The sequence below is a fragment of the Nostoc sp. genome, assembly GCF_036917355.1.
Lineage (GTDB): Bacteria > Cyanobacteriota > Cyanobacteriia > Cyanobacteriales > Nostocaceae > Nostoc.
The window spans coordinates 77,467-101,840 of the sequence record NZ_JBALDP010000092.1 but is presented as its reverse complement, the minus strand read 5'-3'; the positions used below and the strand labels follow the sequence as shown (position 1 = coordinate 101,840).

Below are 24,374 nucleotides of genomic sequence, written 5' to 3'. Positions count from 1 at the left end.
GTCTACGGCTTGACGTAGAAACTTAAGCATCTGTTTCAAGGTAAATAGATGAGAGAAAACTTGTCTAGTGGTTCTTTTTAAAATGCTGACATATAATGCCACTATGCTTGAGTCTTAAGCTCTTTCATACCAATTAGACAGCTATGGTTGTACATTCACTCTAACCTCTCACGAGTGGGGTTATTCGTTCCGAGGGTGTTAGGTTTCTTTTCGTCAACCCAACCTTGTATTTTAGAGGAGTGGTGGATCAGCGATCACACTCTTGCTTGATTCAAGCTCTGCGTCACACTATCCTTCAATCTTAATTCCACCCACCCCTTGTTCGTAAAGTTTCCGAGTCGGGGAACTAATGGTACCTTTCAACCAGCACGATCCATTTTGAGGAACCCAATAGTAAGCTTGACACTGCCCATCCGTTTGACATAGCAACAAGCAGTCGGCATTACTCAAACCTGTAAAAGACCTGTAGCTCGCATATGGACTAGGATCAATCTGGTTCAACACATAAATTGTTTTATCTGCTAAGGCTTGACTAGGCATGATGGCAAAACCGACAAAAAAGCTTAGGGTAAAAATCAAATTTCTGGATTTCATTGAATCAATCCTTATACAAAAACCTAATCCCACTATTCTAAAAATTCCTATTCCTTTTCGTAAAATATGCTTGAAAATCTTTATTTTTGTTTTCAGTTCTCAATAAACTTAAGCTTTGTAGCACAAATATTATTAGTGGGATAGGTTCAATCATAAGAATCAGCAGTCTGACTTATCAGCAATTCCAAATTCAAATTTTGACAACGGCTAAAGTCTATCTTGAGGATAACAGGACTTACGTAACTGGCACAATGCGCTCGCCATCTATAGTAAACAGATACATAAAAATGTTTCTTGATTAAATTATGTAATGATTTTGCTGAAACCCAAAATAACAGCAAGTTCGCACAAAAATATAAAAAGATTTATCATAGGCGATAATGATTATCCATAAGGTGAGACAAGAGGAATTTAGAGTATGGTGGCTGACGTAATCAACAATTCAGTTCCCGTTACTGTTCTTACAGGCTATTTGGGAGCAGGTAAAACGACTCTACTCAATCACATCCTCACCTACGAACACGGCAAAAAAGTTGCTGTGATTGTCAATGAATTTGGGGAAGTGGGTATTGATAATCAATTGATTATCGATGCCGATGAAGAAATATTTGAAATGAACAATGGCTGTATCTGTTGTACAGTGCGCGGCGATTTAATTCGTATCATTGGCAATTTGATGAAGCGACGGGATAAATTTGACCATTTAGTAATTGAAACAACTGGATTAGCCGATCCAGCACCAGTGATTCAGACATTTTTTGTTGATGAAGATTTACAAAGCCAACTGTCTCTAGATGCAGTGGTGACAGTCGTAGATGCCAAGCACATCTCGCAGCACTGGGATGCCGACGAAGCACAAGAACAGATTGCCTTTGCCGATGTCATTTTACTTAATAAAACAGATTTGGTAGCACCAGAAGAGTTAGATGAATTAGAAAAACGGATTCGGGCGATGAATGCGATCGCAAAAATTTACCGTACCCAAAATTCTGAACTAGGAATGGATGCTTTGTTGGGTGTAAAAGCCTTTGATTTAGAACGCGCATTAGAAATCGATCCAGATTTCTTAGGCGAAGATGCCCACGTACACGATGAAACTGTCTATTCTGTGGCTTTAGTAGAATCAGGCGCAGTCGATGGAGAAAAATTAAACACTTGGCTTTCGGAGTTACTGCGTACTCAAGGGCCAGATATTTTTCGGATGAAAGGCATTTTAAATATTGCTGGAGAAGATAATCGATTTGTATTCCAAGGAGTACACATGATCTTTGATGGCAAACCCGATCGCCCCTGGAAACCAAGCGAAACCCCCAAAAACGAATTAGTATTCATCGGCCGCAACCTTGATGCAGACCAACTCAAGCAAGATTTTCTCGCTTGTCTAGCTTAATTTAAGGAGTGGGGAGTAGGGAGTAGGGAATTCCCCCTCCCCATTCCCCATTCCCCACTCCCCCTTTACAAATATGAACTCCACAACCAAATCTAAGGAATTTGAACAACACTATTCCGGGACACTTTCAGATTATGTAACAGCGATCGCTTGGTCGCCACAAGGTAAAACTTTAGCAGCAACTTCCGCTGCCGGTGAAGTAGTTTTGTGGAATGATGGCGAACTCACAAGTTTACAAACTGGTAATGGTAAATCATTAGACTGTCTAGCTTTTTCACCAGATGGAAAATTTTTAGCCGTTGGTGGACAAGATGGACAGGTTAAAATTTGGCGCGATACTGAATTAATCGCCACCTTGGAAAATGCCCCCGCATGGGTTGACAAGCTAGCTTGGAATTACACCAGTAACCAACTGGCTTTTAGTTTAGGGCGTTACGTCCAAGTCTGGGATGCAGATACTCATGAAATTGTCGTCACACTGAATTTTGACAACTCTTCAGTATTGGGTATAGATTGGCGCATTGATGGACAGTACTTAGCCATTAGTGGTTACAAGGGAGTGAAGATTTGGCACAGTCAAAACTGGGATGAAGAACCATACAGCTTAGATATGACTACTGTCAGTTTAGCTATGGCTTGGTCGCCCGATGGTAAATTCCTCGCTTCTGGCAACATGGATCGTAGTGTCACCGTTTTAGAATGGAACAACCCCGACCCTTGGGTAATGCGTGGCTTCCCCGGTAAAATTCGCCAATTGGCATGGTCAGAAGCTATGACCAAAGTAGGTGCGCCAATATTGGCATCTTCTAGCGTAGAAGGTATTGTCGTGTGGGAAAAGCTAGAGGATGATACTTTAGGTTGGGAAGCACGAGTTTTAACAAATCATGTAGGTGTGATTAATGCGATCGCTTTTGCACCTAAAAGCTTCCTTCTCGCTTCTGCTGCTGCTGACGGCTGGTTATGTTTGTGGAACAAGGCTAAGGAAGTATCCCAAATTATCACAGGTGTCTCAGCAGGATTTTCCACCCTAGCTTGGCATCCCCAAGGCAAGTTACTGGCCGCAGGCGGTGAACAGGGCGAATTACTTATATGGTCAAAGGTTTTGCGGGGTCAAGGATTCGGGCGTAGTTAAGCAATACTTGGTAATTAAAATTGAAGCTGGGCAATTTATTAGCTATGCTGTATCAGCAAAGCTATCTTTGTGTGAATTATGAAAATTGTCAAACTGATTTTACTTGCCTGGCCCGCATTTCTGGTATACATGCTGCTGGTAGTCAATCCAGCAAACGCATCTAGCCTAAAATCTACATACGCTACCCAAATTATGACGGTAGTATCTACACAACAAATTCCCGATCTGGCAACACCAAATTTGATTCAAACATCTCATCCGATTATCGATCGAGTTGGTTGCAATTGTGCCAACTGTGTTCAGTCTAAATTTCAGTTGCTACAAGGCAAGCTACCATCAGTCGGTTTTTAATAAAGTTAGGAGTTATGAATATTGTTGGGGCACAGCAATGCTGTGCCCTTATTAATTTTATAAGCTTTTTGTACGTAACTATTGCACTGGTTGCAGCATAATTATTGATGATATTCGCTAAAAGTCACGCCTAAAAAGTGAGGTAGGAAAGCTGTTAAGTGAATCCCTGGATACTGAGAAAGCTGCTGGTAAAGTAGTAAGATTGGTGCGTTCGCGTAGCGTGCCGTAGGCAATCGCCATCTGCATCCAAGCTGTTAAGCTCTTGTTAAAAGAGCTAGTCCGGGGATTAGAAAACTTGCTAGAGTGAACAGAGTTAGCCTTAATGTCTAATCGCCAAAACCTATACATCTCATGGATTTTGCTAATATTGCATCCCAGCTAAACGCTGGAACGATTTTACCAGAGGGAATTGTTATTCTCACCCTCTTGGGGGTTTTGATTGTTGATTTGATTTTGGGGCGTACATCCGCACGCTGGATTGGATATCTAGCGATCGCAGGTTTATTTGCTTCGATTGTCGCCCTCTATTTTCAATGGGACTCTCCTAATCCCATCGGTTTTACCGGTAGCTTTAACAGTGATGACCTGAGTATAGTCTTTCGCGGTATTATTGCCTTGTCTGCGATCGCGACTATACTGATGTCAATTCGCTACGTTGAGCAGAGCGGCACCGCTTTAGCAGAATTCATCGCTATTTTGCTGAGTGCTACTCTGGGAGGGATGTTTTTATCCGGGGCTAGCGAGTTGGTGATGATTTTCATCTCCTTAGAAACCCTGAGTATCTCCTCTTATTTGTTGACAGGTTATACCAAGCGTGACCCCCGCTCCAATGAAGCAGCGCTGAAATACTTGTTAATTGGAGCTTCCAGTACAGCAATATTTTTGTACGGTGTATCCCTGCTGTATGGATTATCTGGAGGACAAACTGAACTAAGTGCGATCGCTAATGGCATTGCCACAGCGAAAGTGGGACAATCTTTAGGTTTAGTGATTGCCCTGGTTTTTGCAATCGCAGGTATTGGCTTCAAAATCTCCGCCGCACCCTTCCACCAGTGGACACCAGACGTTTACGAAGGCGCTCCCACCCCAGTCATTGCCTTTTTATCTGTCGGTTCCAAAGCAGCTGGGTTTGCCTTAGCTATCCGCTTGCTAACAACAGCCTTCCCCCTTGTTGCTGACGAGTGGAGGTTTGTCTTCACAGCTCTAGCCGTTCTCAGCATGATTTTGGGTAACGTAGTCGCCCTAGCCCAAACTAGCATGAAACGGATGCTAGCTTATTCATCCATTGCCCAAGCTGGGTTTGTGATGATTGGCTTGATTGCTGGTACTCAGGCGGGCTATGCCAGTATGATATTCTACCTACTGGTTTACCTGTTCATGAACCTGTGCGGCTTTACCTGCATTATTCTATTCTCGCTACGCACCGGAACCGACCAGATTGCCGAATACTCTGGCTTATATCAAAAAGACCCACTCCTAACACTGGGGTTGAGTATCTCCCTGCTTTCCTTGGGTGGTATTCCACCATTGGCTGGGTTTTTCGGCAAGATTTACTTATTCTGGGCTGGTTGGCAAGCAGGACTTTATTGGTTAGTTTTGTTGGGCTTAGTTACCAGCGTCGTCTCCATCTACTACTACATTCGCGTAGTTAAGATGATGGTAGTCAAAGAACCCCATGAAATGTCCGACGCAGTGAAGAATTATCCACAAGTGCGTTGGGATTTGCCTGGGTTAAGACCTTTGCAGGTCGGGTTAGTAGTAACATTAATTGCCACTTCCATAGCAGGGATTTTGTCAAATCCACTGTTTACATTGGCTAACAATTCCATTTCCCATACCCCATTTTTGCAAGCAACAATCAACAGTAACGTAAAAGCAGAAAATCTCTTGCTTTTACCAAAATTAGATTCGGTTAGTCAGTCTCAATCCTCAGTTGACTCTACTGCTAAGATTTAACCGAGTCTAAACTAAACTTTGTCCTCAAAGACACGCCTGTTTGCAAATTAGCAGACAGGCGTTGTCATGTCTTTTAACTGAAATTTTATGAGGCTGATTGAAGAGGTATCTTAATTACAAATTCTGCACCTTTTCCTGGAACAGAAAAACAATTAAGTTGCCCGTTATGTTTTTCGACTATAATTTGATAGCTTATATATAGCCCTAGTCCAGTACCTTTGCCCACAGTTTTAGTGGTGAAAAACGGATCGAATAGCTTTGAGCGAACTTGTTCATTTATCCCCAAACCATTATCAGCAATACTAACGGCTATCCATTTTTGGTCGAGTAGCTCAGTTTTAATTTGAATTTGGGGATTATTATTTATCAGTTTTTTACTTTCAGTTTTTTGTGTATTTACTTCTGAATACTGACTGTTGAGTGCCGATGCTTCCAATGCATCAATCGCATTAGCCAGAATATTCATAAACACTTGGTTGAGTTGACCAGGATAGCAAGTTACATTCGGTAGTTGACTATATTTTTTGATGACTTTGATTTCTGGGTACTCATGCCTAGCTTGCAGGCGATGCTCCAAAATCATCAAAGTACTATCAATGCCTTCATGAATATTGACTTGCTTAAGTTCTGCTTCATCCAGCCTGGAAAAATTACGTAGTGATTTAACAATTTCCTGAATGCGTTCTGTTCCCACTTTCATGGACTGGAAGAGTTTAGTTATATCTTGAATCAAAAAATCTAAATCTATTTCTTCTACTTGCTGTTGAATTTCTGGAAGAGTATTTGGAAAAGCTTGTTGATAAACTTCCACCAATTTCAGTAAATCTTGAGTGTATTTATGAGCGTGGTGAAGGTTCCCATAAATAAAACTCACGGGGTTATTAATTTCATGAGCAATACCAGCGACCATCTGACCTAAACTAGACATTTTCTCAGCTTGGATAAGCTGAGTTTGGGTAAGCTGTAGTTCATTTAGTGTGTCTTGTAAAGCAGTTGTACGTTCCTCGACCCGAATTTCTAGCTCTTGATTCGCTTTTTTAAGCGCTTCCTCTGCTTGTTTTCGTCTCTGAACTTCTTTGGCTAACTCATCAATTTTTTCGTTCAAAAGAACGAAATTACTACTGGTCAGAGTTCTATTTTCCAGGCGTAAGAGAATTAAAGCTGAAGATTCAGGAGACCAAGGTTGAATAACGGCTCCTTGGCTACGACATATTAACGTTTGTCCATCATTCTTTCGTAAAGTCAAAGAGCCAATCACCATTGCCCTACTACTTGAACAAGCTTGTAAATACTTTACAATATCGTTGCTAGACTCAGTTACGAGTTCAAAGAGCATTCTTCCCCGCAATTCTTGACGGCGCAACCCCAACATATCTGCTGCTGGTTGATTCGTAGCTAACAGCTGACCCTCTCCACTCACCAGAAGTAAAGGTTCTGGTAAAACTCTGGCAAATTCAAGAAATTGTTCAGGAGTCATGGGGCTTCCACTTTCACGGTTTGACTCTACTTTACATATCTGCACCAAGCTTAATCCTGGAATTATTTTGTTTGATGCTGAAGATTTACACAGATTCTAGTCCCCTAAAATATTCTCTACCTTCTGCATCTTCTGCCTCTTCTGTAAGTTTTAAGTAAACAATAACTTTACATCCAGAATAACCTTGTGCTATCGTCTCTTGCAATTCTACTTTTGCATATCCTAGATTATTAGCTGCGATTGTTCCAAAAACGTTTGAAGTCATCATGCACATGGCAGGGCGATTAAGTACTTTGTCACCAAATGGGCAAACACGGTTGCCAAAGACAATTTTTTCATCATTCTGCTCAATGACATAAAAATCGCCCTGGATTCGTTTTTTTAAATCAATCAAGACATCAGCTACTTGCTTACGAGAAAGGTTAGAGATTTCCAAGGCAGATTTATAATCTTGGTTAATCTGCCTTCCCATCCTTTCACCAACAACGCTAATAAATCCCGAAGCTTCTTCTAAACCAACTACATCCTGTAAAGTACCAGATAATTCTCTGATTAGTGTACGTAAAAATATATCGCGTTCTAAAGAAAGATTAAGCGTAGCTATTGAGTGCTTGGGTACATTGATCATAAATTTTGAGGATAAAATCTAGGAAGTACAGTTATAGAGTTCCCCAAAATGTCTCTAAAGTAACTACTTAATATTTTTATTCGGAGAATTTAATGTTTGCTTTTGGTTCTAATGAAAAATAATCTCCATAATCAATTCTGAGCCTTATCGTTGTGACAGTTTACGGTTTTGCATAGTCTCTTCTAGGTTAAGTCCCCATTATCCTTTCTAACCCTCCTTAAACAGTGGGGAATTAGATCGAGTCTTAAAAAGTTAGCCAGCAAAATATTCAGTGTTTTCCACATGAGGAGTAGGCTTTGGTTGGGAGAATCTTCTGAGGCAAAATATTGTTAACGCTAAAAATATTTTATTATCAACCTGCGCAAAAATCTACTTGTTTGCAACCAGGATACAATTTTTTTGTTTTCTATAAATAAAAATTTTTGCTTTGAAAATGTAATGAATTATGAGGTAAGAAGTCGAAAAATTCCATAACTGTAACTTGCTATTGTCTGGGATATTTATTTTTTAAGTACTTTAAATAATTTATACTTATGATCGTTTAACAAATAGGTATATTGATGAAAAATTCAGAACCTTTTCCTAACACAGAATTTACTTCTAGAGTTCCTTTATGTTTTTGGACAATTATTTGATAAGCAATTGATAACCCTAATCCTGTTCCTTTTCCCACAGGTTTTGTTGTGAATAAATGATCGAATATTTTTTGCTGAACATCAGCCGATATTCCCACCCCATTATCTTGAATCCGAATCGAGACATGATTCTTATCTTCAGTGAGAGCAGTATGAATTGTAATTTGATTAGGATTTAGCTTAATATCATTAAAACTCAGTCCAGCATTAGACTCATCTAAAGCATCAATGGCATTTGCCAGTAGATTCATAAATACCTGATTCAATTGTCCGGGAAAGCATTCTACTAAGGGAAATTCTTCGTAAGATTGAACTACTTGAATAGCAGGACGAATTTTATTAGCTTGTAACCGATGCTTGAGAATGAGGAGGGTACTGTTAATGCCTTCATGAATATTAAACAGAGTTTTTTGTTCTATATCTGCTCTAGAGAAAGTTCGCAGGCTGTCGCTAATCTTGGAAATACGATCTGTACCTTCTCTCATTGAAAAAATAAGTTTAGGTAGATCCTCGCGCACATATTCTAGATCAATTATTTGGATTGTTTCTTGAATTTGCTGAGATGCTTTAGGATAGGTCTGCTGATAGAGGTCAATTAGATGTAATAAATTCTCAATATATTCTTTAGCTGGAGTCAGATTACCTACAATAAACCCAACTGGGTTATTAATCTCATGAGCTACATCCGCTACCATACTTCCCAAAGTAGACATCTTGTTCTCCATTATCTGAAGATTAAGAAGCATCATTTCTAGCTCATGGCTTCTTTCTTCTAACTTATTTTGATATTCCTTTAATTCATCAATTACTCTTTTGAGTAAAGATTCTTTTTTTCGATTTGTTTCTTCAAGTTTTCTTCGATCTGATTCAGAGCGTTCTAATTTCTTTTGAATAATTCGATTGGCTTTTTTTAATTCCTTAATTTCTTGTTGATAATCTAATATTTCCATTATTTTTTACTGATTTCCCAAAATTAAAGTTACAAAAGTCTCATTGTGGAATTGCGTTTGGCTAATTCCATCTATAGGAGCAATTTCTCCATAAGAATAAAATCCACAGGCAGGTAAATAGTCAGTCAGACAAAGTTTTGTATTTTGATACTCTTCTTGTGCCCTAGTACCAAGTATTTGCCGACGAGCTACACATGAAAAAAATAAAGCAGCACTTGGTTCTGTACCAGGATAATTATTTAAGGCATTCATAAATGATGCTTTGGAAGCTGCCAAAATATCTTCATAATCTGCTTCGGAAATTTGAATAATTGCTCGATCGGGAATATCTCCAAAAAAGGTTATGCTACTAGATTCTTGATTGTAAGCAATAGGTGCTCTTATATAAAAATTTTCTTCATTCTCATCAAATACTGCTAGCGGATATTCCATTGAAGGTGGAAGTAAACCTAGATAATGATGATAAAAATCTAAAGCTGGTTTACCATCTATTTCATAGACTATGTTTTTATCTACCTTAGTCACTTTGCTTGTTTGACCAATGGGATGCCAACCACTGGCAACAGCGTGGGAAAATAATATTGTGCCGGAAAAAAGTAGAATTGGTACAGAATCACTTAATACTTCTGTTTTATAAAATTGATATGTACTTTGATATCTTGATTGATCGCCTGCCAAACCACCGAATATTGGCACATATTGACCAAGAGCTAGCTTTAAGCCATTTAATATAGAGACACCACTAGTTGTGAGGCTCTCTGGATGAGTTAAGCATAGCTTTGGAGCTGCGGTACTTTTTGCTTTGGCTTGCTCCACAGCTTGTTTAGTTGCAGTAATTGGATCGTCTGAAACTTTACGTCCAACTCCTGCATGAATTTCAACTTCGTCTGAGCAAAACAACATCAAGGTGATTGAGTCTTGCTGAAACTCTAAGACTGAAGAAATTTCTCCATCTGTTGTTCCACCAATCAACTCAATCCCCGGAAAAGCCCGATCGATTTGCTGCAAAATGAGAGAATGATCAAAATCAATTGCAGCAAAAATAATCCCAGCTTTTGGTATATTTCCTGCAAGAGAACTGGCACATTGGTGAAGAATTTCTTCAACTGCTGCTAGAGAATCTGGATCGTTACTGTGACCTACTACTGCCTTGAACATAAATTTATTTATTATGTTGATAAACGGAACTTATCATAATTATTAAATGGGAAGTTTAATGATAAACTCTGAACCTTGCCCTATTGATGAGTTTACCTCTAAAGTTCCTCCATGTTTTTCGACAACAATTTGACGAGCAATTGATAACCCTAATCCTGTACCTTGACCCACAGGCTTGGTGGTGAATAAATAGTCAAATATTTTTTGTTGGACATCAGCCGACATTCCTATGCCATTATCTTTAATCCTAATCAAGATATAATTTTTATCTTCAGTGAGAGTAGTTTGAATCAAAATTTGATTAGGATTTGCTTCAATCTCTATATAGCTAAGTCCTACATTAGATTCCTCTAAAGCATCAATAGCATTAGCTAATAAATTCATAAATACCTGATTGAGTTGCCCGATAAAACACTCTAAGTCTGGTAATATATCGTAATCTCTAATTACTTGAATATCGGGTCGATTTTCGGATGCTTTTAAACGGTGTTTGAGAATCATAATTGTACTGTCTATGCCATCATGAATATTGCAATAAACTTTGCGATCGCTATCTGCTCGAGAAAAGGTTCTCAAGCTGGTACTAATGTTGCGAATGCGCTGAACTCCCTCTTTCATTGAGGAAATTAAATTAGGTAGATCGGCAAGTATATACTTCAAATCTATCGCTGCAATTTCCTCTTGAATTTCTGAAACTGGATTAGGATAGTGCTGCTGATAGAGGTCAATAATGTTAATCATGTCTTGGAAATATACTGAAGCGTGTCCAAGATTGCCATGAATGAAACCAACTGGATTATTAATTTCATGAGCAACTCCTGCTACTAATTGACCAAGGGCAGACATTTTTTCTGTCTGTACGAGCTGAAGTTGAGACTCTTGTAGGTCTTTTAATGCCCTAGATAATGCTGATGTCCTTTCTAAAACTCGTTTTTCTAAAGTTTTTGTGAGATTTCGTAATTGAAGATGGGTTTTAATTCTAGCTAATAATTCTTCTTCATGAAAGGGTTTTGTAATATAATCAACTGCTCCTATATTTAGACCCTTTACCTTACTATGAGTATCAGAATTTGCTGTCATAAAGATTACAGGAATATCACAAGTAGCTGAATTTGCTTTCAGTCTTTTACAAGTTTCAAATCCATCGATTCCTGGCATCATCACATCTAACAAAATTAAATCAGGAAGTTGATACTCAACCTGCTTTAGGGCTCTTTCTCCATCATTCTCTGTGATAACTTTAAAGCCTACATTACTTAATGTATTAAAAACAATTTCTAAATTAGTAGTAGTATCATCTACCACTAAGATTAAACTATCTTCTGGGGTATAAATCATTTTCATTTCTGGTTTTTCATTCATATATTTAAATTAATTTTATTTATTGTTAGTTCTTCCTATTTGCTGTGCGATCGCACCTAAGTCCCCTATATTTTATTAGTAGACAGACTGCAAATTTATCGTCTGACAACCCTATAGTTCCCAAAACTCTGATAACAGCAACATTTTCAGACTAAATTGCCTATAGCTTTGGGCTGGGGCGATCGCTACATAAGAAATATTAACCACCAATCTTAATTTCAGTAGAGATAAATATTTTCCTTTATAAAGGCGATGGCTCGGAAATTAGTCATTATTACTCTTGTCTTTTTATAAAAGTAGTGCCTTGCTAGCTCAGAAAAACATTGTTAATGCCATAGGTTAATTGTTTCATTTAGTTAATAGTGTTTATCATGAGTATTTCTATATGTGAATTTTTTTTACAAAAAATATAATTACATATAATTACGCTATAGTTACAACTATGTTTTTTAAAAAACATAACTAATTAAGTTTGCAAATATTCACATAGATTTACATGCCACTATCAGTAACGTAAATATAATTTATACACTGTAGAACATGTGGTGTTACAGTAAGTTCTTTTCAAAAATTTGTCATAGGCTTTTTATAAGTCTATTGATTTTTTTCTCCTGTAATTCATGTTCAGGACTTCTGACTTCTAACTCTGACTTCTAACTAATAATTGCCATGAAGGAACTACTTTCCTCCGATTTATACTGTCCATTTTCATCCCATATCAATAAGCATATTGATGTTTTAGAAGAGTATGCTCTTGAATGGGTAACTTGCTTTAACCTACTGGCAAATGAATCAGTTTATTGTCGTTTCACCAAGTCAAATTTTTTCCAGCTCGTAGCAGGTGCTTATCCTTACTGCAATCTGGAAAAAATAAAGATTGCCAGTGACTTGTTCAGTTGGCTGTTTATTTGGGATGACCAATGTGATATGTCAGATTTAGGTCAACAACCTGAAGCACTCAAGCTTTTTCACCAGAGATTTATTGAAGTATTAAATGGAGCAGAACTTACAAACAACGATATACACCTTAGCTATGCTTTAAGTGACCTACGACAGCGGATGCTCCAAATAGGGAGCATAAAATGGTTCCAGCACTTTGTTTTTAGCTTTGAGGAATACTTCGCCGGGTGTGTACAGGAAGCAAGTAACCGCGCACAGAAAATAATACCGGATATTGATACTTATATCAGAATACGGAACTTAAGTTCGGCGGGGGATCTTACCGTAGTATTGATTGAATTTTGCGATCAATTGCTGATTCCTGATATTTTACGACAGCACGACATCCTTAAAAAACTCAAGGAGAAGACAATTAATATTCTTGCTTGGTGTAATGATATCTTTTCGTACTTTAGAGAAATGGCAAGTGGTGATGTTCACAATCTAGTATTAGTATTGCACTATCAACACCAACTACCTCTAGAAATAGCGATTAAGCGTGCAGTCGACATCCACGATCAAGAAGTACGAGAACTGATCGAACTAGAAGCATGTCTGCCATCTTTTGGAGAAAAAGTAGATGCTGAACTTGCAAAGTATATTTCAGGAATGTATGCCTGGATACGGGGCAATCTAGATTGGTACTTTAATTCCGATCGCTATCAAACTATAGAAAGACTGGAGTTAGTAGAAACTTTAGAGCTAGATAAATCTCAAAGCAATATACAAGTACTTTCAAACATGAAAGTTTTACTACCATCATAAGGAAAAATATACTATCTCAGAGAATATTTTCCACGATGCTCCCAACGATTTTTTTAAAGGTGTTGGGAGCATCTAGAATTTTACTGCTTCAAAGTTAATCAATATTACCCCATAACTAACAATACAAAAATAACGCAATTTCAGTATGAAAAATCAAATGCAACTACCTAATCCACTAAAAACTTCCCCTTTGCTCCAGAAAATCCAGTGGGTTGCAGACCCTGTTAGTTTTATGGAAAATGCAGCTCAGCAATATCCTGACATTTTTACTGCTGAGGTAATTGGTTTTGGGGAGACTGTGGTTTTCGTGAACCATCCTCAAGCAATCAAGGAAATTTTCACTAATGATAGGAAGAAGTTTCTATTCGTTGGTAAAGTGAACAGAATATTTGAACCCTTAGCCGGGGAATATTCACTCCTTATGCTGAACGGTGAACGCCATAAACGGCGGCGAAAACTCACAATGCCTTCCTTTCATGGCGACAGAATGCGAGCCTACGGTTCTTTGATTTCTAATCTCACCGAACAAGTCTTTAGTAAGTTACCACTAAATCGGCCCTTCTTAGCTCGTACTGCAATGCAGGAAATTTCTCTGCAAATCATTTTACAAGCTATTTTTGGCTTGCATAAGGGAGCACGTTACGACGAAATCAAGCGCTTAGTAGCCTTGCTTTTGGATCTCTTTAGCTCACCCTTTACTTCTAGCTTCCTTTTTTTCCCCTTCCTGCAAAAAGATTTAGGAGCTTGGAGTCCTTGGGGATGGTTTCTGCGTCAACGGCAACAAATTTATGAATTGCTTTACGCTGAAATTGCCCAACGCCGGGAAGAACCCAATCCAGATCGCATCGATATCCTATCCTTGCTGATGTTAGCGAGGGATGAAGAGGGTAATCCGATGACAGATCAAGAGTTGCGTGATGATTTGATGACACTGATGGTAGCAGGACATGAAACAGTGGCAACAGCAATGGCTTGGGGATTGTATTGGATTCATCATTTACCGAAAGTCCGAGAGCAATTGCTTCAAGAACTTGATTCCCTCGGAGATTCTCCAGATCCCATGAGCATTTTCCAACTGCCTTATCTCACGGCTGTTTGTAATGAAACTTTGCGAATTTACCCAATTGCAATGTTCGCGTTCCCCAGGATAGTCCAAGAACCTTGTGAACTACTAGGACATCCTTTAGCTTCTGGAACATTATTGGTTCCCAGTATTTACCTGACTCATCAGCGTGAGGATTTATATCCGCAGCCTCAGCAATTTAAACCAGAACGCTTTTTAGAACACGAATTTTCTGCTTATGAATTTTTGCCCTTTGGTGGTGGAGTTCGTCGCTGTATGGGTGAAGCTTTAGCTGTGTTTGAAATGAAGCTAGTATTAGCAAAGGTACTGTCAGGCTATCAACTTGCTCTAGCTGGTAAGCGGCCAGAGCATCCTCAACGTCGAGGTTTTGCACTTGCGCCTGCTAATGGGGTGAAGATGGTAGTTACAGGACGACATGTGCGTGAAGAGCCTCGAGTGAATATGACAACTACACCCGTCTTTTAGTAATCTGTCAGAGCGATTTTAATGAATATTAAAAACGCAGCTTTTCACAAAAACTGCGTTTTTAGTACTCTTAGATTTGGACTTAGATCAATTACTCATCTAGTACAGCTTGGCGTAAATAAACATAAACATAGCATTTCAAATGGCGCAAGAGCTTGGAATACAATTCTTTTGACTTTTGACTTCCGCCTTGCGGTACTAGCCCTCTAACTGTTGCATTGGTATCTCAATAGTAAACTCAGTCCCTTTTCCTGGTGTAGAATTACAGGTTAAACTACCTTTGTGTTTGTCCACGACAATCTGGTAGCTAATCGACAACCCTAAACCCGTACCACTTCCTACTGACTTGGTTGTAAAAAATGGGTCAAATATTTTCTGCTGCACGGCTTTTGTAATGCCAGAACCGTTATCAGTAATCCTAATTATCACCGTATTAGAATCTGTTAGTTCAGTAAAAATGTGAATTTGTCGTACACGAAGAGAAGTCGGTGACGTATCTATATCATTTGTTAATTCTTCTCGATCGTTTACTAATGATGGATGATCTATGATAAATAACTCTTCTAAAGCATCAATTGCATTACTCAGGATATTCATAAATACCTGATTGAGTTGACCAGGGTAACAAATAACTTCTGGTAATTGTCCATATTTTTTGATGACTTCAATTTCTAGTAAATTGCTATTAGGTTTCAGTCGGTGCTGCAAAATCATTAAGGTATTGTCTATTCCCTCATGAACATCTACAGGTTTCATTTCAGCTTCATCTAAGCGAGAAAAGTTACGTAAGCCCAAGACAATATTTCGGATACGCGAACTTCCTACTTTCATTGAATCTAGAATCTTGAGAAGGTCTTCTGATAAAAAATCTATGTCAATCTCCTCAGATTTCTCTTCAATTAAAGGGGAAGGATGGGGATATTCTTGCTGATAAATAACTATTAAATCCAGCAACTCTTGGACATACTCACTAGCATGATTGATATTGCCATGAATAAAGTTAATCGGGTTATTTATTTCATGAGCAATTCCCGCCACCATTTGTCCCAAAGAAGACATCTTTTCACTTTGAATTAATTGGATTTGGGTACTTTGCAATTCTTGTAAAGTTTGTTGTAAACATTGATTTTTGTCATTGAGTTCTTGGGTTCTTTCCTGAACCTTTCCCTCTAGGGTATGGTTGTATTCCTCCAAGCTTTCTTTAGCTTGTGCCAAGTTTTTATAAAGAATAGCATTCTCTAAGGATATTGCTGCTTGAGTTGTGAGAAGTTTGAGAACTTCTATGCGATCGCGTGTAAATGCTCCTGTTGTCAGACGATTTTCTAGGTAAAGAATCCCAATCAATTTACCTTGATTTAGAAGAGGTATAGACAATAAGCTCTTAGGTTCTTCACTAGTTATATAACTATCATTTGCTAGAAAAGAAACAGCTATTGGATCATCAATAACCAAGATTTCTCTAGAGCGTTTAACATAGTTAATCAAAGTAATGGGAACATCGTAGCTTGATTCAAGGCAAGTTGATGGAAACTCAGTGTAGGTATGCTCAAAATTTGAACTTGAACAAACTGCTGTGACAGTTAATGCTAAGTTATCACCTTCACTCAAAATTAAAGCACATTTAGAAGCTCCTGCATTCTCCATAACAACTTCCATTAAAGTAGAAAGTAGTCGCTCAAGCTCGATTTCCCCAGAGAGTGCGTGAGATGCTTTAATGAATGCGGTTAAATCCAGAGAATCAGAAATACTTGTCTTCGAGCCAATAACAGTTTGTTGATTACTTAGGGTAGATAAAGATGATATAGATATGCTATTGAAAGAAGCGCTTTCCTCGCTAGCAGGGATACTCAGTTTTTGTTGCTGGGATATAGGAGTGAGTAATTGGGGATAGCGTTTTGCTAAATCGTCAACTTTGGCTTTTGCTCCCCAATTAACGTATCCATAATAGGCATCAATTAAGTAGGTTTGGGCAATTTTCTGCTTGCCCCATTTTAGATAAAATTTGGCTGCAAGTTCCTGAGCTAAAGCTACTTCATTCTTGTAGTCGTGTTCTTCAGCTAGGGAGATAGCACGGTCGTATTCTTCCATTGCTTCAAAATATTTCCCTTCAATTCGATGCCTTTCTGCTTCTACCAAATAAAATTTATGCCAATTATTCATTGGGGCATGATATGCCCAATATTGCATCTTTTCCTGATTAGCTTGCACCCGCTTGAGAATATGCTTTTGCTCTGAATCAGGTGCATCAGTGTACACTGCCAGTTTAGCCAGAGAATCGTAAAAATAGAAAACAGGAACAACTAGTTGTCCTGTACCACTATCTAAATACTTTTCAGCTAGGGTGGCATTTTCAGCTGCTTGAGGGAACTGCTGAAACAAGTAGCATAAATGTAGTTTATGGAAATATAGATATAAAAGTCCGATTCCATCCTTGGCTTCCAAATGCAGTGGCAGCATTTTCTCCTCATCATAGGCTGCACCAATTAAACGACAAGGATCTTCTACAAACCCCAGTAAATTTAAGACACTTTGTTGATAGATACAATTCCAGTTAAACGCTCTTTCTTGCTTGATTTGCTTCAGGGCATTGCTGTAGTTTGCTATCTCGCGTTCCAGCCCTGTAAGTTCTTTACCAATGGAATAACAACAGAAGCAATAAAACTGAAGAAATAAAGCTGCAAATTCTAAATCTCCTGTTTCTATAGCTAGAGAGTAAGCTTCTATTATAGTATTTAATGTTTCCTTAGGATGCTCCTTCCAATGGCGGATACCTGCATGAAATACCTCCATAACTTTTGCTTCAACTTCTTTAACATTGTACTTAGTCACCAAACTTAAAGCCAGTTTGCCAAAATCATAGCCAGACTGAATATCTCCCTTTTCGCTACAGAGGATCGTTCCGTAAAGAACGTATGCAAAGGCAGACAAGGGGGCATTGCCATATTTGAGCGATAAGTTGATTTGTTTAAGAACAATCAATGAAAAAAGTTCAGGAGTGACTGCATAGGCGAAAAAAAGCGCATTCGATAGAATCCGCATAACTACCAATGTTTGTTCTGCCGTCATTTCTGGCAGATCAATTAAATCCTCAATCCGCTTTCCATTTAAATTTGATGTTAATTCAGCGATCGCTAGCTGAATATCTGACTGGCTGGGATTTTCGGGCAACTCAACTTCCAATAACTTTAGAACACTTAGTGCAGTCCTGACAGATTCTAGTGCTTGGTTCTGCGCTCCATAAGCTTTAATTTTGACTTCATAAACTTTTACTTTTTCTAGCAGTGTTTTTGCTCGTGCCAACACTACCTCTACTAATTGCTCCATTTGCCTAAAGTCGCCAGCTAGATACGCCGCCTCGGCTGCTGTCTCATACAAAGCTAGGATTAGTTGATATTTAGTCTCCCAACTATCACTTGCCAACACTTGGATGCCGATAGTTAAATACTTAACAGCAGCGGGATAAGCTGTTGATGCTAAAGCTTTACGTCCAGCAATTAGATTCATCTGGGCCAGTTCATCTCGTTTAGCTTGAGGGGAGATGAATTCTACTGCGATATTAAACTGATTGACAAGCTCAAAAATCTTTTCTTCCTGTTTTGCAACAGGAATATTGTTCAATAACAGTAGCCCAATTTTTAAGTGAATTGGCTTTTTTTGCTCTTCAGGAATTAAAGAATAAGCGGCTTGCTGCACTCTATCATGGACAAATTTATACTTGGGTAGCTGTAAATTAGAATTTGAAAATTGTGTAGATTCTATTCCATGAACAATGAATTCTTGATTAGTATTATCTTTTGAAAAAATGTTGTAATTTTCAGTTTGTGGTAAAACTAGCCCATCAAGTAATGCTTGCCACAAGTCTGATGCTGTATCTACTAAAGATTTTTCATTAACGATCGCCAGAGTTTTTAAGTCAAATTGATTCCCAATACAGGCAGCCAGTTTCAAAACTTTTTGGGTATATATTGGCAATTTTTCTATTTGTATGGCGATAAATTCTACTACATCATCCGTGAGAGCTAAATCTTTAACTCTGGAAATATCATACTGCCAATAACCAACATCAAAATTTAATACAATTAGCCCATCATCGTGTAAAGATTTGAGAAATTGAACAGAAAAGAAGGGGTTGCCTTTAGTTTTAGCAAACACCATCTGGGTGAGAGGAACAGCAACTAATTCTGGACAATGAAGTGTCTCAGCAATTAGATGATTTAAATCACCCAGATTTAAAGGTGCTAAGGTAATCGTATTGATGATTGCTCCTGTTTTTTGAATCTCCTGTAGTGTGAAATAAAGCGGATGTGCTTTAGAAACTTCATTATCTCTATAGGAACCAACTAACAAAAAGCCTCCTTTTGTTTCACGCATTTGTTCTGTCTCTTCTGAAAGAGAAGACAACCCGCTGTCACACATTAATAACTGAATTAATTTCAAAGAAGCTGTATCTGCCCATTGCAAGTCATCGAGAAAGATAACTAGGGGATGTTCTTTAGTTGTAAAGATTTGGATGAATTTTTGAAACAATAAATTGAAACGATTTTGGGCAGCGCTGCCAGAGAGTTCAGTAACCGGAGGTTGTTTACCAATAATCTGTTCGAGTTCAGGGATGACATCAATAATCACCTGAGTTTGTGTACCCAATTCTCGTAGAATTTTGACTTTCCATTGTTGAATTTGAGCATCAGTTTCTGAGAGCAGTTGCCCGATTAAGTCCCGAAAGGCTTGCACTAATCCTGACAAAGGAATGTCACGTTGAAACTGGTCAAATTTTCCTTTGATGAAGTAACTACGCTGCCGCACAATAGGTTTGTGGACTTCATTGACCACGGCAGTTTTGCCAATGCCAGAGAAACCTGCGACTAATATCATTTCTGTTGCCCCGTCTGTCACACGCTTAAAAGCAGCAAGTAGAGTTTCAACTTCACTTTGGCGACCGTAGAGTTTTTCGGGAATTACGAAACGGTCAGAGATGTCTCTCACACCGAGTTTAAAGGGTGCAATATTTCCTGTTTCTTGCCACTGGCTTTGGCACACCTCCAAGTCATGCTTTAACCCCAAAGCACTCTGATAGCGGTCTTCGGCATTTTTTGCCATCAGCTTGCTGATGATGTCAGACAAAATTAGCGGAATACCGGAGTTAATCCGACTGGCTCTTGGCGGTTGTTTGGCAATGTGAGAGTAAACTAACTCTGTCGGATCTTTGCTGGTGAAAGGTAACTGTTCGGTGAGGAGCTGAAAGAAGGTGACACCGAGGGAATAAAAATCAGTGCGGTAATCAATACCTCGGTTCATCCTTCCGGTTTGTTCTGGGGAAATGTAAGCCAGAGTACCTTCTAAGATGTTGGGATTCGTGAGAAATTGAATTTCTCTTGGCAGAAGGGTGGCAATACTAAAGTCGATGAGTTTGATTTCATTTGTGCTAGGGTTGATGAGGATGTTGGCAGGTTTGATATCTTTGTGAATGATGCGATCGCGATGCAGTCTTTCCAGGGTAGAAACAATTTTAATCGCAATGTGGAAAAACTCGTTCAGGGAAAGCCAGTTTTCCTTTTTTCCTTTGCCCTCTATTCGCCAGTTTTGGAGGGAAATGCCACCAAAGTCTTCCATCACTAAAACATAGCTGTTACGGTAATTTTCTAAGCTATAGGTTTTGACTATGCCAGGAAAATCGAGGTTTTTGGTGATGATATATTGATTTCGGAACTGAGCTATTTCCGCAAAGGTAGGATATTCATTCCGCATCAATTTGAGAACGACTGATTTTTGGTCTTCTTCTCTAATACCTCGATAAACTAGAGTTTTACTGCCTGAGTAGATTTGTTCAGTAATGCGGTAGCCAGGAAACGAATATAATGTATCTAATACTACTAACATTGCGGACTATGCTCATAATTATTGTTTCTATGGCTTATTATTCCCGCGCAAAGACTATCCTCATCATAAAATAGGATTTTTTTTGTTTAATTTGTATTAGAAAATATGACTTTTAATATATTTTTTTACTAAATATCTGAATCTTAAACTGTAGTGTTTTCTCATTAAGTGAAGTACATATCAAAATCTCAACCACAACCCCTCTCCGAACTTACGAAGAGAGAAGATAAAGTACAGCTTTACCGGGCTAAGGTCAAGCTGTACCTCACTAAATAATGATGATTTATCAACATAAGTGTTTTTGAACTAACTATTTTTATCCGCTTTTAATCGGACACCAGTATAGATGGTGTATTTTTGGCTGCGATAATAATAACGAGCACAAATACTACTTGATTTTTTGTTTAATAAAAGTCACAACCTGAGTTAGCTGTTTCTTCAAACCATCAATTTCTGCTTGCATTTTGACAATTTTCTCATTCAATGCATTAATTTCTGCCTCGGAGACTCCTCCAGTACTGGGGGTTGTGATGCTGGGAGCTGCGACACTAGAGTTCGCAACGCTAGGAGCTACTACCGTTCCATTGGCGACACTAGAGGTTGCTACTGTGCTATTTTTGACAGCAACCCCTGCTCCTACTGTGACTAGTTCTGGGCGTGGCTGTTTCGCCTTAGCCATAGCTAACTTAATAGCGCCAATTAGTTGTTTCTGATCAAAAGGCTTGCCCAAAAATTCAAAATATTCAAATGGTTCTGTGATTTTTTCAGTCACCTCTTCCTTGCGACCAGACATGATCACTAAAGGAATTTTCCTTAACTCTGGATCGGCTTGAACTTTCTGGAAAACCTCCCAGCCACTCATTTTAGGTAACAGGAAATCCAGCATAATCAGGCTGAGTTTTTCCTGAAGAATGAAATTTAGTCCTTCCACACCGTCTTTTGCTTCTAGTACCTCAAAATTGCCCGGAGGCAACATTTCTCGTACTTTTACCCTGACAACTGTAGTGTCATCGATAACTAAAATCTTGTTGCTTGCCACGACTGTTTGCTCTAACAGAAACTATAAGTGTAAATAGCGGCTTTGCCGATTGTCCTTGAGAATCCTCCCACTATATACATAATTTCTAGCAATTGGGGGATAGTATATTTCGGTATAAATGACATTGTTAGAGGTGTTTTGCAAAACTTTTGCTTGCGCTCTTTTAAATTTGTGTCATTGTGATATTTAATCAACAGACCACTACATCTATATCCGCATCTTGCTTGGATGTCTATGATTTCGTCACAACAAGCTGAACTAAAGTCTGAAATTATGGCAATGCCTAGCTGGTTACGTCGCCCAATTGGCAAAGCCAGTGAAATCTCTACCGTACAACACATTATTAAGCAGCGCCAAATTCACACGATTTGCGAAGAGGGTCGCTGCCCTAACCGGGGGGAGTGCTATGCCCAAAAAACTGCAACTTTTTTGCTAATGGGGCCTACTTGCACACGGTCTTGTGCTTTCTGTCAAGTAGATAAAGGTCATGCACCAATGCCTCTTGATTTAGAAGAACCTGAAAAGGTTGCTCAGGCGGTGCAGCTTTTGGGATTACGTTATGTGGTGCTGACTTCTGTAGCCCGTGATGACTTGCCCGATCAAGGTGCAGGGCACTTTGTAAAGACGATCGCGACTATCCGCCAATTGAATCCAGAAACTCAAATAGAAGTGCTGACCCCAGATTTTTGGGGTGGTGCTGGTGTTGGAGAGTCAGGTCAACGCCAGCGGATAGCGATGATTGTCAAAGCCAAACCAGCTTGTTTTAATCACAATATCGAGACAGTGCAACGGTTAACTGGCCCAGTGCGCAGGGGAGCCAAGTACGATCGCTCGCTCTTAGTGCTGGCTATGGTTAAAGAAATCGATTCGACAATTCCCACCAAATCAGGTTTGATGCTGGGACACGGAGAAACACTTGATGAAGTCATTGAAGCAATGGCTGATTTAAGGGCTGTGGGATGCGATCGCTTGACTATTGGGCAGTATATGCGCCCTTCTTTAGAACATTTGCCAGTCCAAAAATATTGGACTCCAGAGGAATTCGATCGGCTTGGCAGATTAGCATGGGAAATGGGATTCAACCATGTTCGTTCTGGGCCTCTGGTTCGCAGTTCCTATCATGCTGGAGAGGAGGAAGTAGGGGATAAGGCAGCAGGAGGAGCAGGGGAGGCAGGGGAGGCAGGGGGAGCAGGGAAAAAATAACTAATGCCCAATACCCAATGTCCAATGCCCAATTCCTCACTCCCCAATTCCCAATTCCCAACTTCACACAAATATTCTTAAAGAATTTGAGTATTTGGTACGCCAGTTTGGTATTTCTTAAAAAGTCCTGACATAAGGAGAATCGCATTATGACTTCTAAAAGCAAAGATTTACCAGTTGCCGACAGTGGAGCTAAACCTCCCTACGCCTATCGCACAGGCTGGGCACTGTTCTTGTTAGCTATCAATTTCCTGGTAGCAGCCTGGTATTTCCACATTATTGAGTAGTTAGAAGTGGATAGGTGCTGCTCAAATCGTTCCTTTGAATAAACCTTTGGGACGAATGAGCAGCACCAAAATCATGATTAACAGTGCTACACCTTGTTTGTATTGTGAACCCAGCCAAGGAGTGCTGATTTCTTGGACGATGCCAATGATAAAAGCTGCTGCGATCGCACCGTAGGGGTTGCCAATACCACCAAGTATTACTGAGGCAAATAATGGTAATATTAGGAACCATCCCATGTTTGGGCGCACGGCTGTAATTAACCCATACATACTGCCGCCCAATGACGTAAGAGTACCAGCAATTACCCAAGTCCAGAAAATTACTCGGTCGACATTGATACCTGAAACCCTGGCTAAGTCCAGATCGTCGGCAACTGCTCGCATCGCCTTACCAATTTTGGTATTTTGCAGCAGGTAATGCAGCGCCAAAATTGCTAGCACCGCCAACCCTAATACCAATAATTGATTTTGCGGTATCTTTAAACCCAAAATATCTAAAGCCGGAGTAACAGGTAAATTATAATTTTGGTTCCTGCCACCCCAGATAAAAATAATCCCATTGCGAAGAAATAAGGCAAGTCCAATAGAAATAATAATTAGCGTAGTGGAAGTAGCACGGATAGAGCGCATCTTTGACCACAGTAACTTTTCCGATAACAGCATTGCTGCTACTGTTCCCGCCGCCGCGAGAATCATCGACAGCCAAATATTAACTCCAATGGTGTTTATCAACCAGGTGAGATAGGCTCCTAAAGTGAGAAAGTCACCATGAGCAAAGTTCGATAGCCGTAAAATTCCATAAGTAAGAGTCAGTCCGACTGCGGCTAGAGCAATAATGCTCCCCACCGCAATTCCATTCACGATTAGTTGGGCGAATTGTGCATCCATAAGTCTTAAGTTGCGTTTAAAAAATTTTAGGTTAGTGGTTCATACAATAATTTTTTTTTGGACTAGCTGCTAAACTCAACATCATAAGTTATGGTTTATAACAACATAAGTTATCGTTTATAAATAAAAAAGAATTGTCCGCTAATATACATAAAATCCTGTTGGGATTTTTATGCGTAGCTAAACTTGTTCAG

General features: G+C 39.2%; 18 protein-coding genes. 8 read left to right on the top strand and 10 right to left on the bottom strand.

Going from position 1 to position 24,374, the window contains the following annotated elements; genetic code table 11:
* Positions 1 to 288 precede the first annotated feature (288 nt).
* Positions 289 to 594, bottom strand: a complete 306-nt coding sequence (locus tag V7K53_RS28475) for a PAN domain-containing protein (RefSeq protein ID WP_335200817.1) — start codon at positions 592 to 594, stop codon at positions 289 to 291.
* A 418-nt stretch (positions 595 to 1,012) separates the two neighbouring features.
* On the opposite strand from V7K53_RS28475, the gene V7K53_RS28470 reads away from it, so the two are divergent.
* The 3 genes from V7K53_RS28470 to V7K53_RS28460 all read left to right on the top strand — a co-directional run bounded on the left by V7K53_RS28470 (position 1,013) and on the right by V7K53_RS28460 (position 3,467).
* Complete coding sequence (locus V7K53_RS28470) at positions 1,013 to 1,984, top strand: CobW family GTP-binding protein (protein ID WP_335200816.1); 972 nt, start codon at positions 1,013 to 1,015, stop codon at positions 1,982 to 1,984.
* Positions 1,985 to 2,057: 73 nt separating this feature from the next.
* Positions 2,058 to 3,116, top strand: coding sequence for a WD40 repeat domain-containing protein (locus V7K53_RS28465; RefSeq protein ID WP_335200815.1), 1,059 nt, complete (start codon positions 2,058 to 2,060; stop codon positions 3,114 to 3,116).
* A 78-nt stretch (positions 3,117 to 3,194) separates the two neighbouring features.
* Positions 3,195 to 3,467 carry a hypothetical protein gene (locus tag V7K53_RS28460; RefSeq protein ID WP_335200814.1) on the top strand — a complete coding sequence of 91 codons (273 nt, stop codon included), beginning with the start codon at positions 3,195 to 3,197 and terminating at the stop codon, positions 3,465 to 3,467.
* Positions 3,468 to 3,584: 117 nt separating this feature from the next.
* Here the strand turns inward: V7K53_RS28460 and V7K53_RS28455 are convergent, their stop codons facing one another.
* Positions 3,585 to 3,815: a hypothetical protein gene (locus V7K53_RS28455; protein WP_335200813.1), complete on the bottom strand. Its 231-nt coding sequence runs from the start codon at positions 3,813 to 3,815 to the stop codon at positions 3,585 to 3,587.
* 3 nt (positions 3,816 to 3,818) lie between these two features.
* On the opposite strand from V7K53_RS28455, the gene V7K53_RS28450 reads away from it, so the two are divergent.
* A complete protein-coding gene (locus V7K53_RS28450; RefSeq protein ID WP_335200812.1) occupies positions 3,819 to 5,423 on the top strand; it encodes an NAD(P)H-quinone oxidoreductase subunit N in 1,605 nt (534 codons plus the stop codon).
* Between the two features lie 85 nt (positions 5,424 to 5,508).
* Here V7K53_RS28450 and V7K53_RS28445 read toward each other — a convergent pair whose 3' ends face one another.
* The 5 genes from V7K53_RS28445 to V7K53_RS28425 form a co-directional block, all read right to left on the bottom strand.
* A complete protein-coding gene (locus V7K53_RS28445) occupies positions 5,509 to 6,900 on the bottom strand; it encodes an ATP-binding protein (RefSeq protein WP_335200811.1) in 1,392 nt (463 codons plus the stop codon).
* 85 nt (positions 6,901 to 6,985) lie between these two features.
* The gene (locus tag V7K53_RS28440; RefSeq protein ID WP_335200810.1) at positions 6,986 to 7,528 is read right to left on the bottom strand and encodes a methanogen output domain 1-containing protein; all 543 of its coding nucleotides are present in this window, start codon (positions 7,526 to 7,528) and stop codon (positions 6,986 to 6,988) included.
* Between the two features lie 541 nt (positions 7,529 to 8,069).
* On the bottom strand, positions 8,070 to 9,113 hold the full coding sequence (locus V7K53_RS28435) for a sensor histidine kinase (RefSeq protein WP_335200808.1): 1,044 nt from the start codon (positions 9,111 to 9,113) through the stop codon (positions 8,070 to 8,072).
* 6 nt (positions 9,114 to 9,119) lie between these two features.
* Entirely contained in the window at positions 9,120 to 10,271 is a 1,152-nt protein-coding gene (locus V7K53_RS28430; protein ID WP_335200807.1) for an FIST signal transduction protein, read from the bottom strand.
* A 42-nt stretch (positions 10,272 to 10,313) separates the two neighbouring features.
* Positions 10,314 to 11,633: a hybrid sensor histidine kinase/response regulator gene (locus V7K53_RS28425; RefSeq protein WP_335200806.1), complete on the bottom strand. Its 1,320-nt coding sequence runs from the start codon at positions 11,631 to 11,633 to the stop codon at positions 10,314 to 10,316.
* Positions 11,634 to 12,302: 669 nt separating this feature from the next.
* On the opposite strand from V7K53_RS28425, the gene V7K53_RS28420 reads away from it, so the two are divergent.
* Together V7K53_RS28420 and V7K53_RS28415 are read left to right on the top strand one after the other, a co-directional pair.
* The gene (locus V7K53_RS28420; RefSeq protein ID WP_335200805.1) at positions 12,303 to 13,337 is read left to right on the top strand and encodes a terpene synthase family protein; all 1,035 of its coding nucleotides are present in this window, start codon (positions 12,303 to 12,305) and stop codon (positions 13,335 to 13,337) included.
* Between the two features lie 157 nt (positions 13,338 to 13,494).
* Positions 13,495 to 14,886 carry a cytochrome P450 gene (locus V7K53_RS28415; protein ID WP_335200857.1) on the top strand — a complete coding sequence of 464 codons (1,392 nt, stop codon included), beginning with the start codon at positions 13,495 to 13,497 and terminating at the stop codon, positions 14,884 to 14,886.
* 198 nt (positions 14,887 to 15,084) lie between these two features.
* Here V7K53_RS28415 and V7K53_RS28410 read toward each other — a convergent pair whose 3' ends face one another.
* Together V7K53_RS28410 and V7K53_RS28405 are read right to left on the bottom strand one after the other, a co-directional pair.
* On the bottom strand, positions 15,085 to 20,763 hold the full coding sequence (locus tag V7K53_RS28410) for an ATP-binding sensor histidine kinase (protein WP_335200804.1): 5,679 nt from the start codon (positions 20,761 to 20,763) through the stop codon (positions 15,085 to 15,087).
* 388 nt (positions 20,764 to 21,151) lie between these two features.
* A complete protein-coding gene (locus V7K53_RS28405) occupies positions 21,152 to 21,802 on the bottom strand; it encodes a response regulator (protein ID WP_335200803.1) in 651 nt (216 codons plus the stop codon).
* 234 nt (positions 21,803 to 22,036) lie between these two features.
* Here V7K53_RS28405 and lipA point away from each other — a divergent pair, with 234 nt between their 5' ends.
* On the top strand, positions 22,037 to 23,005 hold the full coding sequence (gene lipA, locus V7K53_RS28400) for a lipoyl synthase (RefSeq protein WP_335200856.1): 969 nt from the start codon (positions 22,037 to 22,039) through the stop codon (positions 23,003 to 23,005).
* Between the two features lie 149 nt (positions 23,006 to 23,154).
* Positions 23,155 to 23,292 (top strand): photosystem I protein PsaX, encoded by a 138-nt coding sequence (locus tag V7K53_RS28395; RefSeq protein ID WP_292810722.1) that lies wholly within the window; start codon positions 23,155 to 23,157, stop codon positions 23,290 to 23,292.
* Between the two features lie 21 nt (positions 23,293 to 23,313).
* Here V7K53_RS28395 and V7K53_RS28390 read toward each other — a convergent pair whose 3' ends face one another.
* Positions 23,314 to 24,180, bottom strand: coding sequence for a branched-chain amino acid ABC transporter permease (locus V7K53_RS28390; RefSeq protein WP_322669295.1), 867 nt, complete (start codon positions 24,178 to 24,180; stop codon positions 23,314 to 23,316).
* Positions 24,181 to 24,374 lie beyond the last annotated feature (194 nt).

What these genes read in the sequence shown, in the direction of transcription:
- V7K53_RS28415 (WP_335200857.1), top strand. Translation starts at nt 13,495, where the DNA reads ATGCAACTACCTAATCCACTAAAAACTTCCCCTTTGCTCCAGAAAATC.
- V7K53_RS28420 (WP_335200805.1), top strand. Translation starts at nt 12,303, where the DNA reads ATGAAGGAACTACTTTCCTCCGATTTATACTGTCCATTTTCATCCCAT.
- V7K53_RS28445 (WP_335200811.1), bottom strand. Translation starts at nt 6,900, where the DNA reads ATGACTCCTGAACAATTTCTTGAATTTGCCAGAGTTTTACCAGAACCT.
- V7K53_RS28455 (WP_335200813.1), bottom strand. Translation starts at nt 3,815, where the DNA reads ATGTATAGGTTTTGGCGATTAGACATTAAGGCTAACTCTGTTCACTCT.
- V7K53_RS28410 (WP_335200804.1), bottom strand. Translation starts at nt 20,763, where the DNA reads ATGTTAGTAGTATTAGATACATTATATTCGTTTCCTGGCTACCGCATT.
- V7K53_RS28430 (WP_335200807.1), bottom strand. Translation starts at nt 10,271, where the DNA reads ATGTTCAAGGCAGTAGTAGGTCACAGTAACGATCCAGATTCTCTAGCA.
- V7K53_RS28395 (WP_292810722.1), top strand. Translation starts at nt 23,155, where the DNA reads ATGACTTCTAAAAGCAAAGATTTACCAGTTGCCGACAGTGGAGCTAAA.
- V7K53_RS28425 (WP_335200806.1), bottom strand. Translation starts at nt 11,633, where the DNA reads ATGAATGAAAAACCAGAAATGAAAATGATTTATACCCCAGAAGATAGT.
- V7K53_RS28470 (WP_335200816.1), top strand. Translation starts at nt 1,013, where the DNA reads ATGGTGGCTGACGTAATCAACAATTCAGTTCCCGTTACTGTTCTTACA.
- V7K53_RS28475 (WP_335200817.1), bottom strand. Translation starts at nt 594, where the DNA reads ATGAAATCCAGAAATTTGATTTTTACCCTAAGCTTTTTTGTCGGTTTT.
- V7K53_RS28435 (WP_335200808.1), bottom strand. Translation starts at nt 9,113, where the DNA reads ATGGAAATATTAGATTATCAACAAGAAATTAAGGAATTAAAAAAAGCC.
- V7K53_RS28450 (WP_335200812.1), top strand. Translation starts at nt 3,819, where the DNA reads ATGGATTTTGCTAATATTGCATCCCAGCTAAACGCTGGAACGATTTTA.
- V7K53_RS28465 (WP_335200815.1), top strand. Translation starts at nt 2,058, where the DNA reads ATGAACTCCACAACCAAATCTAAGGAATTTGAACAACACTATTCCGGG.
- V7K53_RS28440 (WP_335200810.1), bottom strand. Translation starts at nt 7,528, where the DNA reads ATGATCAATGTACCCAAGCACTCAATAGCTACGCTTAATCTTTCTTTA.
- V7K53_RS28390 (WP_322669295.1), bottom strand. Translation starts at nt 24,180, where the DNA reads ATGGATGCACAATTCGCCCAACTAATCGTGAATGGAATTGCGGTGGGG.
- lipA (WP_335200856.1), top strand. Translation starts at nt 22,037, where the DNA reads ATGATTTCGTCACAACAAGCTGAACTAAAGTCTGAAATTATGGCAATG.
- V7K53_RS28460 (WP_335200814.1), top strand. Translation starts at nt 3,195, where the DNA reads ATGAAAATTGTCAAACTGATTTTACTTGCCTGGCCCGCATTTCTGGTA.